The sequence below is a fragment of the Veillonellaceae bacterium genome (assembly GCA_012523975.1).
Taxonomy (GTDB): domain Bacteria; phylum Bacillota; class Negativicutes; order JAAYSF01; family JAAYSF01; genus JAAYSF01.
Genome location: JAAYSF010000005.1, coordinates 1 through 14042, shown reverse-complemented (window position 1 = coordinate 14042; position 14042 = coordinate 1). Strand labels below are relative to the sequence as shown.

The following is a 14042-nucleotide window of genomic DNA, read 5'->3' as shown; positions in this document are numbered from 1 at the left end:
TCTGCTAAAAGCAAGACTTTCCGATAAACTCCCGCAGTATTGAAGTACTAGGGATATCGACGTCATCTATTGAAGCAAAATGACTAAGAAAGTTTAGCAGGCGTTTGGCTTCAGAATACTCAGGCCGACTGTTGTTGACCTTTTTTAATAATGGCTCGGCATATTTTTTCAAGACACTCAGTTCATAAATTAAAGCTGAGTTGAACATAATATCCGCATCTTCTTGGAAGGGAAAAATATTACGATCCTCACCCCGACGTACTGAGCGCCAAAGCTCTAGCGTTCTGAGCGCATCATGACCCCGAAACTGATTGTCGCGAACTAGTCGTCTGATCAATCTTGTATCTGTCGTTGGAATACGGTTATGATTATCAATCGATAACTGGGTCAGAGCGCTTATATACACTTTTATTTTATGGTCGCGTGGTATTGCGCTGGTCAATCGCTCATTAAGGCCATGAATGCCTTCAATAATAAGCGGTTGATCAGCCTTTATCTGTATAATTCTATTATTGAATTCCCTTTGCCCGGTTTTAAAATTATAAGTTGGGATACTCACTGCTTCGCCATTTAAAAGCCTTGTAAGATGATCATTAAACAGCGGCAAATCGATGGCCTCAATAGCTTCAAAATCATATTCACCATTTTCATCTCGCGGAGTAAACTCCCGATCTACAAAGTAGTCATCAAGCGAGATTGGAATTGGACGAAAACCATTTACGCGAAGCTGGATACTTAGCCGCTGAGCGAAGGTAGTCTTTCCGGACGATGAAGGACCTGCGACTAGTATAATCCTTACTTTATCTCGATGCTCCGAGACAAAATCGGCTATCTGAGCAATCTTTTTTTCGTGCAAAGCCTCGGCAACTCTTATAATATCACCGATTTCATTCTTATGTATATAATCGTTTAAGCTCGCTACGTAGCCACACTTAAGTATCCCACCCCACCGCTCAGCTTCACGGAATATCTGGGCTAATTTAGGTTGATCAACAAAAGCGGGAATTGCCGAAGGTTCATCTTTAGTTGGAAAACGCAATATAAACCCAGGCTTATAATAAGTCAGAGCAAAGATTTTTATATATCCGGTGCATGGTACCATTGTACCATGAAGATAATCATACGAAGCGCCACAATAGTAAATATCCACTTTATCACGGTCTAACTGTTCAAGTAGCTTAACCTTCTCGATTTGGCCTGACGCGGAAAATAAGTTAATAGCTTCAGCAATTGGTAAAGTCTTTTTAACAATTAAGCGATCTTCCTTAATTATTAGTTTAATTTTCTGCTCTAATTTAGCAATATCGTCAGGCGTTACTTCGCGGCCAAGATGTAATTCACAGTATAAGCCATTACCAAGCGAATGCTCTACCGTGACTTCACCATATGGGAATATTTCCTGAACTGCCGTAACCATAATGAACGCTAAGCTGCGTTGGTATATTCTATTGCCAACTTCAGTCTTTAAATCAAGAAACTCAATGTTACAATCTTCAGTCACTTGCGATTCTAAACCCTTTATCTCATTATTAATTCTAGCTGCTACAATTGGCGTGTCAAAAAACTTCTGTGCATCTTGGCTAATTTGAAGCAATGTAGTACCGCATGCATATCGCTCTTCACCATTACCATATGATACGAGAATCTCTTTCATAAATTCGCACACTCTCCCTTTTAAAACCTATTGTATCCCGCTTTGAAAAAACATGAGACCCTACTTCTAGAACCAGCGATGTAGGGTCTTACTATTGTATAAGTTTGAACAGCAAAAGAAGATACGTAATTTGCTAAATTAATTATAAGACTGCCAATTCTATAAATTTATATGCAATACCGCTTACTAATGCAGTACATGGTATGGTAAGTACCCAAGCGGCCAACATTTGCTGAGCAACCCCCCACCGAACAGCGCTAACTCGCTTTGCTGTACCTACACCCATAATTGACCCGGAAACTACGTGGGTTGTACTAACAGGCAAATGTAATAAGGTTGCACTGAAGATGATAATTGACGAATTGAGATCCGCAGCAAAACCGCTTATAGGCTCCAGTTTAAATATCTTACCGCCCATTGTTTTGATTATTCGCCAACCACCGGCCGCAGTTCCTGCTCCCATTGCCAGCGCTGCCGAAATTTTAACCCAGGTCGGCACCTCAAACGTACTTAGATAACCGCCGCTGACCAAGGCAAGCGTTATAATCCCCATTGCCTTCTGAGCATCATTAGAACCATGAGAAAACGACATCATCGCAGCTGATAATATCTGGAGTCGTTTAAATTTAGAATTTAGTTTTGATGGAGCCATCTTGCCAAAAATCCAAAACAACAGGGTCATAATAACAAGTCCCGTTAATATGGCAGCAATCGGTGACAAAATAAGCGAGGCTACTATTTTTAAGATGCCCTCAGCTTTCAGTGCCGCAAACCCTGTTGAAACTATTACTGCCCCTACCACGCCACCAATTAGGGCATGTGAGGAACTGCTCGGTATTCCAAGCCACCAGGTTAAGAGGTTCCAGAATATAGCTCCAACCATGGCGGCAATTATTATATATTCGTTAACCATTTGGGCTGACTTAACTAAGTCACTGCCGATAGTTTTGGCTACACCGGTACTATACATTGCCCCTAAAAAATTTAGTCCTGCTGCCAACCAGATAGCTGTTCGTGGGGTTAATGCCCTAGTCGATACCGAAGTAGCTATTGCATTAGCAGTATCGTGAAAGCCATTAATATAGTCAAATCCAAGGGCTAAAACAACAACAACGATTATTAAAATATCAGGCATACTTCATAACCACGCCCCGTATCAAGTCAGCAATGCTCTCATAATGGTCAAGAGCATTTTCAAGATTCTCTAATACCTCTTTCCATTTAATAATTTCAAGAGTATCTCCACCAGATGTAAACAAGTAAGCAACCTCTTGGCGATAAATACGATCGCCTTCGCTCTCCAACACAACAATTTTTCTAGTATGATCAAGTATCTTATGCTGATTTCCCTTGATATTTTTTAATAGCTCAAAAGCCTTAAGAATTTCATCAGCGCAATCAGCCATAAGTCGGCTTAATTCAATAGCTCCTTCAGATGGCTTACCGGTGCGATAAAGCATCATCCGTTCAAGTATGCCCTGAACCGCATCAACACCATCATCAAGCATGTTTGCCATAGCGTAAATATCTTCCCGGTCCAGCGGGGTGATAAACGTTTGGTTGAGCTTGTCAATTATCGCATCATTATGATCATCAGCCTCATGTTCCAGGTTAGCCATTTGAGTGATTTTTTCACCAATTTTAGCGTGATCGTTCATTACTTCGTTAAGAATATAAGCGCCATCCCGTAATAACTTTGCGCTTTCGGAAAAAAGCTTAAAAAACTCGTCCTCTTTTGATCTAAAATTAAACATTGGGTCGCCTCTCCTTCATTTATAAGCCTTATGATATGTAAAATCTTCCTCAAGGACTAAAAATAATTTTACCACCTATAGCCAGATAAGACAACATCAAGGGACGAAATATGTAAAAAAAGGGTGAACTACTGTCCACCCTTTTCTTATCGCCGCGCTAATTTACGCATTAGGCGATAACCCATTAAAGAGAGAGGCGACCGATGGATAGCAAAACGCATTCCCCATATAAAAATTAGAATTGGCCCAACTACATGAACTAACCAAAATGCCCACCGTGGAAATTCCATTGGAGTATCATCTATCCAGTTCTTATTATAATAGCCCATCTTATCATGCCTCCTTTAATGCTATTATCCCCAAAAAAGTTCATGATAAGAAAGGATTATAATGGAAAAAGGGACTACAGCAAATAGCCCCCTTGGTTAGTAGATTTTTTATTATTTTTCGACCGCTGCCATTGCCTTTGCAACTTTCCCGGCCATACCCTTTATTTTTGCTGCAGACACAGCGCAAACGGCAATACGTACACCTTTTGCAAGCGGAACAGCAAAAATATTATCATCATGAAGTTTGTCGCAAACCGCATCAGGATCTTTAGCAGGAATTGTTAGGAAAAAGCCAGCGATATACGGAAGCATTTTTAAATTAGATTCCTTGGCTTCTTGCATAAAGATATCTGCCCGTTCCCTAATAAGCTTATAGAGCTCAGCTCGTTCGCGTTGTACATCTGCAAGTAATATTTTATCGTTGTAAATAGTAGCTAATAACTGCATCGGCGACCGGCTGATATTTGACCAGGTTGCTCGACTAGTATACTGATTTATTGCGGCAAACTCAGTTATTACATCTTTATTGGAGGAAACGCCTATCATAGCCCCGCAACGCTGACCATACATAGTATAGCCTTTTGACATACTGAAAGCAAAAATACCAAGGATGTTTTCAGGCAGTCCGCCAAACTTGGTCATAAAAGCGCGGCTTGCATCAGCTTCGCCGGCGTAGTCAAGATATGCAATATCAACTAATATTGTAATTCGTTTTTCTTTAGGTATTGATTTGCAAACATCTATTACTTGATCCCATTCTGCGTCTGTCAAACTATAGCCAGTCGGGTTATGAGCCGGAGCATTAATAATAACCAGCAAACTTTCTTGTTTTGCTATCAGTTCATTTACTTTACTTTCAAAGGCCTTGATGTTGAAATTAAGGTTTTCATCAAAAAGTTGATATGTATCTAATTTTCGCAAAGCATCCTGGCATAATACCCGGTATGGTCCCCAGAACCAGTCAGAGGTCAAAACCGTATTGCCAAATTCAGTATAGTTCCAAATAGCATGATGAATAACGCCTGAACCACCAGCCGTGGCAACAGCGTCAATATACGCGTCTGGTTTGTGGTTGCCAAAAGTTAGATTAATTGCTGCCTCCAGATAACTAGGCAAACCAGAAATTGGAGCATAGGCGATTATCTCAGAGGTCGGCAAATTTCTAAATACTTTTTCAACCGTAGGCAGGCATGTTAGTACCTCATTATCGTCCAGTAATGCCCCAATTGTTGCGTTCGCTACCGCAGCTTTACCATACTTCACTTCGGCAGCTACAGCAGCTGCATTGGCGCCGAAAATCTTATCCTTGGCAGCTTTTCCCTTTGCATGTGACGCTGCAAAACTATAAGTCATTAATCTTCCCCCTTATATATTTATTATGAGAAGCATAATAAATATTGCTCTCCATAATGTTGTTGGTCTAAGCCCTTTTTATACAATACTTAAAAAGTGTTTAATAATATTTAATTCGTTATACGGCACATAATTCCTCTCATTTTAAACAAAAAAAAATTAAAGCAGGCCTTTTGGCCTGCTTAGTGCCAATTATTTGAATTGGTTTTCCTGAGCTTGAATCATTTTACGAACCATTTGACCACCAACGCGACCATTATCGGCCGAAGTCAATGCACCTTTGTAAGTGTTTTTGTAATCTTTCAAACCGATTTCAGCCGCTGTTTCTTCTTTCAGACGATCAAGCGCTTGTTGCGCAGCCGGATTTACAGGTTTTCTGCTTCTTGACATTTTGCAAAACCTCCATTCGAAAGAATTTTGGTAGCCGTTAATAGCATGTCTTCAAATAGAGGCTGAAATACGTTGAAAAAAATAGCAGTTAACTTCACTTTTCAGGAAAAAAACGGTTATGGATCGCATTGACCGCTGCCTTAACTTTGTCGGCTTGAACTAAACACGAAACACTAATCTCTGAAGTACTTATTACTTCGATATTAATATCAGCCCCTGCTAAAGCTCCAAACATTTCTGCGGCAATTCCAGGGTAACCATACATTCCTGCCCCGACTATTGATACCTTAGCAACGCTCTCATCGGCAATTATACCTAATACTTGTATCTCTTGTCCAACTTCACTGACAATTGCTTTTGCTTTTGGTAAGTCTGACTTTGCTACGGTAAAGACCAAATCAATAATGTTTTCCTCGGTGTTGCGAATACTTTGCACGATCATATCGACATCAATATTAGCTTTAGCCAAGACAGAAAATACTTTAAAAGCGATCCCCGGACGATCTGGGACACCCAACATGGCAATCTTCGCTATATCTGTATCATGTGTTACCCCTCTTATGGCATATGTTTTTTCCTCCACGTCTTTCCCCCCAAAATATTAGATATATTAATATTCGTGACTATGATTGTCCATATGTAAATAAAATGCCTCGGCTAGCCGAGACATTTAGGTCCGATTATTCGACAGAAATTTTCCTTGAGCTTTCCCATAACCCATGAATATTACAATAAGCAACTGCTATAAAAGTACCAGCTGTATTCAGTTTAAGAACAGCCTTTACCCATGGTTCACAGTAGGCTGATCCTTTATTGGGGCCTTCAGTCGATTCTCCATGTGCATCGAATTGATATGTCCCTATTTCTGTAATAAATTTTCCATCTTCGGGCTTAAAATATAGTTTTATCCAGCGAATATGATGTTCAGTGGTATTTGGATGCGCAATCTCTTTACCTACACAAACTTCAATCGTTGCTTTTTCACCAGCTTTAATAATGTCTGGGGCATCAATTACGGGTACATGTTTCTCGGCTTTCCAATCAGCACTCTGAATAACATCACCTAATTTCATTTAAATCCCCCCCTAGTCTTTATCCTAGTCCTTATTATACTTATTTTATCTATAATTATAAATTCCTTTTTTTTTGATAATTACGACTATGTTATTTTAAAATTTTGATATGTAAATTTCGTATTAATTGCGGCGGCACGTCCTGCCATTCATCAGGTACACTTAACTCGAATGGCTGCAAATCGAAAATTGAATTAGTATCGAATTGAGTCTCTAGTCGATGCAAGGCTGCTATCCCATTCGTTGCCTGGCATGCATAAATTACTTTTTCACGGTCGATTTTCGCAGCAAAAAAACATTCATTTTGAGAATGCTCGCGTCTCAAGCCCCAAACGTAACCACGGTCAAAACCAGGTATATTCTCATAGACTTTGGCCGCTATCCGAACCAGTATGGCTGAACAAAGCTCAAGATATTGCTTATTAACATTTCTTATTTCCTTTTCTTCATAAGTCAACCGTCCCGATGATGATAAATTTGAAATCTGAGTAGGAATAATTGATTTAGGCGGAAGCCACACTTTGATTAGTGGGATATTTTCGTAAATATCAATATCGATTTCGAGAGGAAAAGGGAAATCCATTCTACCCATTTCGTTATCTAATCTTAGCACGATAGCACTTGTTTCATTTTTAAGTAAATTTGTTATATACTCAATTCGTTGGTCTTCCTTTAACTCATGCTCATGGCGCGCTTGTTCATTCTTTTGTCGCGCAAAATCTATTAGTTGCTCTATTTCAGCTTTGGTCTTCGCCATTACGGAATCAATAGTTGCTCGACGCTGAATAATTGTACTATAAAGTGAGGCACCAGTAGCAACAGCAATTGTACTTGCTGTCCATAGTACGATTACTTTGCTGCTTATAAAGAATATAAATATCATTACTATTAATAATAGTATCCTCAACGCGATAGGAACAAAAAATTTACTTTCAGCAGCTAGCCGATTTTCTTCTAAAAGATACTCAAAATTTGGTATCGGGCAATCTTTCCATTTAACACGCACCAGCAGCGGCTCATAGTCAAACGGCTCAAATACAAAGTTACTAACTGACGCCAATTTCTTTTCTACTGCTTGGTAATGCTCATATTCCTGTCGCCATCTTTCCATTTGATCTACATGTCGGAAACGATTTTCCTCGACATAGACTTGAACGTCAGCACGCTTTTTTCTTTTATTCATGTATAGCCACCTTTCATGTCTAACTCATTTATAAGTTGCATTATTGCGATATTCTGTAAAAACTTTGCCGAAAAAGATAGACAAACCGGAGGTTTCATGGTACATTACTTCTTAGGAAAAAACAACCTTTAAATTAGTCCGGAGAGGCTAACAAGGTACACATTACGACCTAGTTGTGCTATGTACTATTTTAACCTCTTACTCCGGTAAGAGGTTTTTTATGTGTGCCGGACAAAAAACTAGGAGGGAAAACCATGAAAAAACACGCTATCCAAGTTGAAGAAAGATTACCGATTTTGCAAACTATCCCACTTAGCCTACAACATCTTTTCGCAATGTTTGGGGCAACTGTCCTTGTCCCGATTCTATTTAAAGTCAACCCGGCAACAATCTTACTGTTTAATGGAATCGGCACCTTACTATATCTTTTTATCTGCAAAGGAAAAATTCCTGCCTATTTAGGATCAAGCTTTGCATTTATATCTCCAGTTTTTCTTGTATTACCTCAATACGGCTATGGCGCAGCCTTAGGCGGCTTTATCCTAGTTGGCGCTATCTTTACTTTAGTCGCATTAAGTATTAGCGTTATCGGAACTAAATGGATTGATGTAGTGTTTCCACCAGCTGCAATGGGCGCGATTGTTGCGGTTATCGGTCTAGAGCTTGCCCCAGTAGCGGCAGATATGGCCGGACTGACAGCTAAAACACTTGATCCCAACGTAATAACGGTTTCGATATTCACGCTGTTGGTTACTGTATTCGGTAGTATCTTATTCCGCGGTTTTTTAGGCATAATTCCTATTCTAATCGGTGTAGTCAGTGGTTACGTTCTAGCGCTTGCTATGGGCCTAGTAGATTTAAGCGGAATAGCTGAGGCACCGATACTTGCCATTCCAACAATATACACTCCAGAGTTTAATTTAAATGCAATAACAATTATTCTGCCAGCCGCGTTAGTAGTAATCGCAGAACATATCGGCCATCTGCTTGTAACTGGTAATATAGTTGGCCGGGATCTGGCCAAAGATCCCGGCTTACACCGTTCATTACTCGGCAACGGTGTTTCAACTATGCTCTCCGGCTTCTTTGGATCTACTCCTAATACAACTTATGGTGAAAATATCGGTGTAATGGCCCTTACAAAAGTCTATTCAACTTGGGTAATCGGCGGTGCTGCAGTATTCGCCATCGTTCTATCCTTCTTCGGTAAACTAGCGGCTGCAATTCAGAGCATTCCAAACCCGGTTATGGGCGGCGTTTCCCTGCTCCTATTTGGCGTAATAGCCACCTCAGGCATTCGAATGCTTGTAGATTCGAAAGTAGACTATAGTCAGTCTCGCAACCTAATCCTAACATCGATTGTATTAATAATCGGCGTTAGCGGAGCGAGCATAACGCTTGGTACTGTAACTATGAAGGGCATGGCTTTAGCTACAGTGGTCTCGATTGCTCTAAGCTTATGCTTTAAACTTCTGGATGTACTGGGCCTGACAAATGATTCAACTAAGTAAAAACTAGGGTTAAAAAAATCCGCGGTTAAATAGCCGCGGATTTTTTTGTTTACGACCGGAAATTTACAAACTGCAGTTCAATACCAAAATCTTTTTGCCTTAAAAGGGCTATAACCGCTTGTAAATCATCTTTATTTTTACCGGATACGCGTACCTGGTCATCCATAATCTGAGCTTGAACTTTTATTTTAGAAGCTTTAATAGTAGCAATAATGTCTTTCCCTTTTTCCTTGTTAATGCCTTTTTTAATTATAACCATTTGTTTTACAGTTCCTTGAGATGCAGGTTCAATTTTACCATAATCAAGATTTTTGAGCGAAATTCCTCGCTTAATCATCTTAGATTCTAGAATATCAATAACACCTTTTAATTTAAAATCATCATCCGAAATAATCTTAATTTCCTCACCATTCAATTCCAGAGATGATTTACTACCGCGAAAATCAAACCTCTGATTTAATTCCTTGATAGCTTGATTGACAGCATTATCAACCTCCTGCATTTTAACTTCAGACACGACATCAAAAGAACAGTCTTTAGCCAAAACAAATCCCTCCTGTTGCTACTTCCTTATTGTTACCCTAATGGTCATTCGTGCAATTATGTAAAAGAAAGCTAAAACTCCGCCAATGGTAAAAAAGAATGCAACTGGTTTTATCATCATAATTTCTGAACTACCTATCAAACAAAACATTAACGCGGCCATATATGCAAGAAAAAGCTCTCCGTAGCGCGGATTTCCGAATCGCGGAGCTATGACGAGCCAAACTAAGAAACCTACTAGTATTATGTTGCTATGTTGTACAAATTCCATTTCGTAATACCTCCGAAAAAAACATTTAACAGTAATAAATTCGGTTAAAATATTTATTTTCCTGCCTTCTAGTTTAACAACGAGGTATAAATCTCTACTAGATGTATAAAATTTCCTGTATTAAAAAATCTTATCTAATTTACGGGCTGTAGCATTATGTTGCTGATCGTCATATGATGTATCAGGTAGAGGCTAAATCTATTCCGCTAACCGATCATTAATAAAGGAGGCTTTAAAACTATTATGACTGGTAAATATCCTCACTGGTATCAGGACTGCGAAAAGTTTGAGCCCTGTTGCGATTATATGGAAGAAGACTATTGCTGTGACGACATGCATCATGGTAAAGTTCAGGCCCTCGGTGATTCCAGTTTTAGAGATCGCCTGCTTTGCTTATTAGGTGACGAAATTTTATTCTCTGTGGATGCTAGAATTTGTGGCAGAGAATCTTTCTGCGGTACCTTGTGCTATGTTGGTTGTGACTTTATTATTGTAAATGCTTGCATACGCCGCAAATCCGTTTCAATGCATATTCCAATTAAAATGCTAAGATTTTTTGCCCCTTTTAAAGGGCGTCGCGGTCTGTTTTAACTTGGTTGCACCCTCCCGGATTTTTGGCATAAGATATACCAAAACTCTAGGGAGGGATAACTTTGCTACGATTACGTACTCGTAAACCCGTACAGCTCGATCTCGATCATATGCGAATGCTTCACCATGAAGCTATAGAGCAACTCGAACTAATGCGCACTGCTGTCGAGGCTGCTGAAAATGCCAGTGACCGACTGCGCGACAGCCTAGACGACATGGCTTTTAATCACTGGCATGCTTATATGGATGTAATGCATATGCTGTGCATCCATGACCAGGCAATGGGGTCAGCAATGAATAGGTTTGGTCTGAAAATGCGCGATGCCGCTGATGACGATTCCAATCCACGCCAATTAGGCCTACAGCGTTTGCTGCTGCTCTTGCTCCTTGCAGCATTATTACGCCGGCATCGCCGTATGGAATACATCTTTGGTCTGCGCGGAGGACCTATGGGGGACTATTTGAAAGAAACTTCAACTATGGAACGTGAACATATGGCCGAACTGGTTTCCATGATACACAACATGGTTTAAACAAGCAGCAGGATGGTCGCTAAGGCCATCCGTATCTGTTTATAGAGGATATTTTTTTAAAATCGAGAAAGATTAAAGAAAGAAAATAAAGAACACAACTTGGAAAGTGACGTTATATGCAAGAATTTATAGTATCGAAAGATGTTAAGAATCTATCAGTTAAAGATTACCTCCGCCGTCACATTGGTCTATCATTGACGGCATGGCGAAAAATAAAGCGTGCCGGTTTATTACAAGTAAATAAGCAATCAGCTTTTCCGTATACACTTGTCACATCAGGTGATACTATCACAGTGGACTTGCCTAATGATTGTGCCATACAGCCGGTCAAACTACCATTAAGTATTAAATATGAAGATGACTACCTGCTTATTCTAGATAAACCCGCTAACATGCTCGTCCATCCTGCAAAGTACTCCGACACCGAAACTCTCGCAAATGCCGTGATGTACTATTACAAGCAAAGCAATATGCCTTATGGCTTCCACCCTATACACCGCCTCGACAGAAACACATCTGGGTTAGTACTAGTAGCTAAAATGCCATATATCCAACATTTATTGGCCAAAGATGACGTAAAAACTATTTCACGTTTATACTGGGGGATCGCTGAGGGAGAAATAGATTGTCTAAGCGGTGTTATTGATATGCCGATTGGCCGACACCCTGAAAGTATCATTGAGCGCATCGTACGCAGCGACGGGCAGCCCGCAATAACAAACTATCGCCTTCTGAAACGCCTTCGAAATGCCAGCTTAGTTGAGCTTGAACTAAAAACAGGCCGAACGCATCAGATACGGGTTCATCTTGCTAATATAGGCCATCCGCTACTGGGAGACGATCTATATGGCGGCTCTACCGACCTAATCTCAAGACAAGCCTTGCATGCTGTTCGATTAATTTTCAAGCACCCGGTTTCCGGAGAATTTATCAATGTGTCTAGTCCTCTACCAGAGGATTTTAAACAAATACTTAAGACCCTGGTACTATAGAAATAATTTCTAAAAAACAGGAATTTGGTAGCACATTTATGCTATAATAGGTAAATGATATAGCATATTAGGAGGGATATAATGCCATTAGTTACATCCAAAGAAATGTTTAGAAAGGCCTATGAAGGCCAATATGCCGTTGGTGCATTCAACGTTAACAATATGGAAATTATACAAGGCATTGTCGATGCAGCCAAAGAAGAACAATCACCGCTAATTCTCCAAGTTTCAGCCGGTGCTCGTAAGTATGCTAAACACATTTACTTGACTAAATTAGTTGAAGCAGCTTTAGAAGATTCCGGATTGCCGATTTGTCTCCATCTTGATCATGGCGAGGATTTTGAGATTTGCAAAGCATGCGTAGATGGAGGATTCACCTCTGTAATGATAGACGGCTCAAAATATCCTTTTGAAGAAAATATTGCGCTGACTAAAAAAGTAGTCGAGTATGCGCATGAGCGCGGCGTTGTGGTAGAAGCTGAACTTGGACGCCTAGCTGGAGTCGAGGATAATATTAAGGTTAGCGGCCGAGAGGCTACATATACTGATCCGGATCAGGCTGTAGAATTTGTTGAGCGCACCGGCGTCGACTCACTGGCAATTGCTATCGGTACTAGCCATGGCGCCTATAAATTTAAAGGTGAACCGCAGTTAGATTTTGAACGGTTGGAAAAAATCACTAAGCTATTACCTAATTTTCCATTAGTTCTGCATGGAGCATCAACTGTACTCCCCGAATTTGTCGCCAAATGCAACAGTTTTGGTGGAGAAATCAAAGGAGCACAGGGCGTACCTGAACAAATGCTGCTTAGAGCCGGTAAGTTAGGTGTTTGTAAGATTAACATAGATACTGACCTTCGCTTAGCGATGACAGCATCTATCCGTGAGCATCTCGCTAACCATCCTAGTGATTTTGATCCGCGTCAATACTTAAAACCAGCTCGCGAGGCCATTAAAAATATGGTGAAACATAAAATTAAGAATGTTTTAAATTCCAGCAATCAGCTATAATATCAAAAAAGCGTAGCCCTTATGGGGTTTACGCTTTTTGCATCTTTCGGATGTAGTAAGTATAGATTTTTTAAAATTTGCACATCACTACTTAAAAGCAATAAAAGGGGGATACATATGGAGAAAAACAACGTACGATTCGCTAATCTTTCAGCCGAACAACTAAATGAATTGAAGCAATTTGAGGCTGTGTTCAACAGTAAACATGGGAATCACGTCTATTTGCTAGCTTTGGGAAACAAATGACGACAAAAAGCACTCACATTTCGTGAGTGCTTTTTTGTCCGGCAACTTCCGATCCTTCCACCGGGTGCCTATGCCTTCCATGGCGCGCCCAGTACTAGGCCCGTCCTGGGCCGTCGCAGGCCGTTTCCACCCAAGTTAGCCGTTTATAATGCGAATCTTAAGCTAATTCTTTTAGGATACTTTAATGGCACATTTCTGCGACACGCAGACTAAAGTTCAAAGACACGAAATGTCTACCATAGGCGTTTACGAGCTTAAGCAACAAAACGGATTTTTCAATTCCGGTTGAGTCGCTTATGCAGAAGCCCAGTGAACCGACGGCAGTGCCGGCATGTGAATCACTGCTTTTCGGCAGTAATAAAAACCCCACTTTCATCGTGAGTGTTTCACTAATCAGCAGCTTCCTATCCTCCCAGGCCGTTTCCAACCAAGTTAGCCGTTTAGAATGCCAATCTTAAGCTAATTCATTTAGTTTACATCAATGGATTGTCAACAGAAAACTAGACAGATTTGCTAAGGGACATAGATTTATATTGAGCCGGGCTAAGGTATCCTAAGGTAGAATGAATCCGCTTTTCATTGAACCACTTTACATATTCATCCAATTC

At 40.3% G+C, this 14042-nt stretch carries 18 protein-coding genes; 5 read left to right on the top strand and 13 right to left on the bottom strand.

The genetic code is table 11. The annotated features are described in order from the left end of the window. Positions 1–4: 4 nt before the first annotated feature. The 9 genes from GX348_00775 to GX348_00735 form a co-directional block, all read right to left on the bottom strand. Positions 5–1654, bottom strand: coding sequence for a nucleoside kinase (locus GX348_00775; GenBank protein NLP40731.1), 1650 nt, complete (start codon positions 1652–1654; stop codon positions 5–7). Positions 1655–1796: 142 nt separating this feature from the next. Beyond that, entirely contained in the window at positions 1797–2789 is a 993-nt protein-coding gene (locus GX348_00770) for an inorganic phosphate transporter (protein ID NLP40730.1), read from the bottom strand. After that, entirely contained in the window at positions 2782–3408 is a 627-nt protein-coding gene (locus GX348_00765; GenBank protein ID NLP40729.1) for a DUF47 family protein, read from the bottom strand. Before GX348_00765 ends, GX348_00770 begins: the two co-directional genes overlap by 8 nt. A gap of 146 nt (positions 3409–3554) precedes the next feature. Continuing rightward, positions 3555–3737, bottom strand: a complete 183-nt coding sequence (locus tag GX348_00760; GenBank protein ID NLP40728.1) for a hypothetical protein — start codon at positions 3735–3737, stop codon at positions 3555–3557. Positions 3738–3848: 111 nt separating this feature from the next. Further along, the gene (locus GX348_00755) at positions 3849–5090 is read right to left on the bottom strand and encodes an aminotransferase class I/II-fold pyridoxal phosphate-dependent enzyme (protein ID NLP40727.1); all 1242 of its coding nucleotides are present in this window, start codon (positions 5088–5090) and stop codon (positions 3849–3851) included. A 192-nt stretch (positions 5091–5282) separates the two neighbouring features. Further along, positions 5283–5480, bottom strand: coding sequence for an alpha/beta-type small acid-soluble spore protein (locus tag GX348_00750; protein NLP40726.1), 198 nt, complete (start codon positions 5478–5480; stop codon positions 5283–5285). A gap of 94 nt (positions 5481–5574) precedes the next feature. Beyond that, entirely contained in the window at positions 5575–6000 is a 426-nt protein-coding gene (locus GX348_00745) for an ACT domain-containing protein (protein NLP40725.1), read from the bottom strand. Between the two features lie 160 nt (positions 6001–6160). Beyond that, positions 6161–6553: a Neelaredoxin gene (locus GX348_00740; protein ID NLP40724.1), complete on the bottom strand. Its 393-nt coding sequence runs from the start codon at positions 6551–6553 to the stop codon at positions 6161–6163. A 91-nt stretch (positions 6554–6644) separates the two neighbouring features. Then, positions 6645–7736, bottom strand: a complete 1092-nt coding sequence (locus GX348_00735) for a hypothetical protein (GenBank protein ID NLP40723.1) — start codon at positions 7734–7736, stop codon at positions 6645–6647. Between the two features lie 254 nt (positions 7737–7990). Here GX348_00735 and uraA point away from each other — a divergent pair, with 254 nt between their 5' ends. Further along, entirely contained in the window at positions 7991–9247 is a 1257-nt protein-coding gene (gene uraA / locus GX348_00730) for a uracil permease (GenBank protein ID NLP40722.1), read from the top strand. Positions 9248–9296: 49 nt separating this feature from the next. Here the strand turns inward: uraA and GX348_00725 are convergent, their stop codons facing one another. Both GX348_00725 and GX348_00720 read right to left on the bottom strand, forming a co-directional pair. Continuing rightward, a complete protein-coding gene (locus GX348_00725) occupies positions 9297–9791 on the bottom strand; it encodes a YajQ family cyclic di-GMP-binding protein (GenBank protein ID NLP40721.1) in 495 nt (164 codons plus the stop codon). Between the two features lie 18 nt (positions 9792–9809). Continuing rightward, positions 9810–10061, bottom strand: coding sequence for a hypothetical protein (locus GX348_00720; GenBank protein ID NLP40720.1), 252 nt, complete (start codon positions 10059–10061; stop codon positions 9810–9812). A gap of 243 nt (positions 10062–10304) precedes the next feature. On the opposite strand from GX348_00720, the gene GX348_00715 reads away from it, so the two are divergent. The 4 genes from GX348_00715 to fba all read left to right on the top strand — a co-directional run bounded on the left by GX348_00715 (position 10305) and on the right by fba (position 13188). Continuing rightward, positions 10305–10652, top strand: coding sequence for a hypothetical protein (locus GX348_00715; GenBank protein NLP40719.1), 348 nt, complete (start codon positions 10305–10307; stop codon positions 10650–10652). A gap of 62 nt (positions 10653–10714) precedes the next feature. Then, on the top strand, positions 10715–11185 hold the full coding sequence (locus tag GX348_00710; GenBank protein NLP40718.1) for a hypothetical protein: 471 nt from the start codon (positions 10715–10717) through the stop codon (positions 11183–11185). A gap of 116 nt (positions 11186–11301) precedes the next feature. Next, the gene (locus GX348_00705; GenBank protein ID NLP40717.1) at positions 11302–12177 is read left to right on the top strand and encodes an RluA family pseudouridine synthase; all 876 of its coding nucleotides are present in this window, start codon (positions 11302–11304) and stop codon (positions 12175–12177) included. 81 nt (positions 12178–12258) lie between these two features. Then, a complete protein-coding gene (fba, locus tag GX348_00700) occupies positions 12259–13188 on the top strand; it encodes a class II fructose-1,6-bisphosphate aldolase (protein ID NLP40716.1) in 930 nt (309 codons plus the stop codon). A gap of 427 nt (positions 13189–13615) precedes the next feature. Here the strand turns inward: fba and GX348_00695 are convergent, their stop codons facing one another. Together GX348_00695 and GX348_00690 are read right to left on the bottom strand one after the other, a co-directional pair. Next, positions 13616–13810 (bottom strand): hypothetical protein, encoded by a 195-nt coding sequence (locus GX348_00695; GenBank protein ID NLP40715.1) that lies wholly within the window; start codon positions 13808–13810, stop codon positions 13616–13618. Between the two features lie 124 nt (positions 13811–13934). Continuing rightward, positions 13935–14042 (bottom strand): IS3 family transposase (locus GX348_00690; GenBank protein ID NLP40714.1); only part of this gene is annotated, 108 nt, incomplete at its 5' end.

What these genes read in the sequence shown, in the direction of transcription:
- uraA (NLP40722.1), top strand. Translation starts at nt 7,991, where the DNA reads ATGAAAAAACACGCTATCCAAGTTGAAGAAAGATTACCGATTTTGCAA.
- GX348_00740 (NLP40724.1), bottom strand. Translation starts at nt 6,553, where the DNA reads ATGAAATTAGGTGATGTTATTCAGAGTGCTGATTGGAAAGCCGAGAAA.
- GX348_00750 (NLP40726.1), bottom strand. Translation starts at nt 5,480, where the DNA reads ATGTCAAGAAGCAGAAAACCTGTAAATCCGGCTGCGCAACAAGCGCTT.
- GX348_00735 (NLP40723.1), bottom strand. Translation starts at nt 7,736, where the DNA reads ATGAATAAAAGAAAAAAGCGTGCTGACGTTCAAGTCTATGTCGAGGAA.
- GX348_00720 (NLP40720.1), bottom strand. Translation starts at nt 10,061, where the DNA reads ATGGAATTTGTACAACATAGCAACATAATACTAGTAGGTTTCTTAGTT.
- GX348_00715 (NLP40719.1), top strand. Translation starts at nt 10,305, where the DNA reads ATGACTGGTAAATATCCTCACTGGTATCAGGACTGCGAAAAGTTTGAG.
- GX348_00770 (NLP40730.1), bottom strand. Translation starts at nt 2,789, where the DNA reads ATGCCTGATATTTTAATAATCGTTGTTGTTGTTTTAGCCCTTGGATTT.
- GX348_00775 (NLP40731.1), bottom strand. Translation starts at nt 1,654, where the DNA reads ATGAAAGAGATTCTCGTATCATATGGTAATGGTGAAGAGCGATATGCA.
- GX348_00745 (NLP40725.1), bottom strand. Translation starts at nt 6,000, where the DNA reads ATGTTGGGTGTCCCAGATCGTCCGGGGATCGCTTTTAAAGTATTTTCT.
- fba (NLP40716.1), top strand. Translation starts at nt 12,259, where the DNA reads ATGCCATTAGTTACATCCAAAGAAATGTTTAGAAAGGCCTATGAAGGC.
- GX348_00765 (NLP40729.1), bottom strand. Translation starts at nt 3,408, where the DNA reads ATGTTTAATTTTAGATCAAAAGAGGACGAGTTTTTTAAGCTTTTTTCC.
- GX348_00755 (NLP40727.1), bottom strand. Translation starts at nt 5,090, where the DNA reads ATGACTTATAGTTTTGCAGCGTCACATGCAAAGGGAAAAGCTGCCAAG.
- GX348_00705 (NLP40717.1), top strand. Translation starts at nt 11,302, where the DNA reads ATGCAAGAATTTATAGTATCGAAAGATGTTAAGAATCTATCAGTTAAA.
- GX348_00760 (NLP40728.1), bottom strand. Translation starts at nt 3,737, where the DNA reads ATGGGCTATTATAATAAGAACTGGATAGATGATACTCCAATGGAATTT.
- GX348_00695 (NLP40715.1), bottom strand. Translation starts at nt 13,810, where the DNA reads ATGAAAGTGGGGTTTTTATTACTGCCGAAAAGCAGTGATTCACATGCC.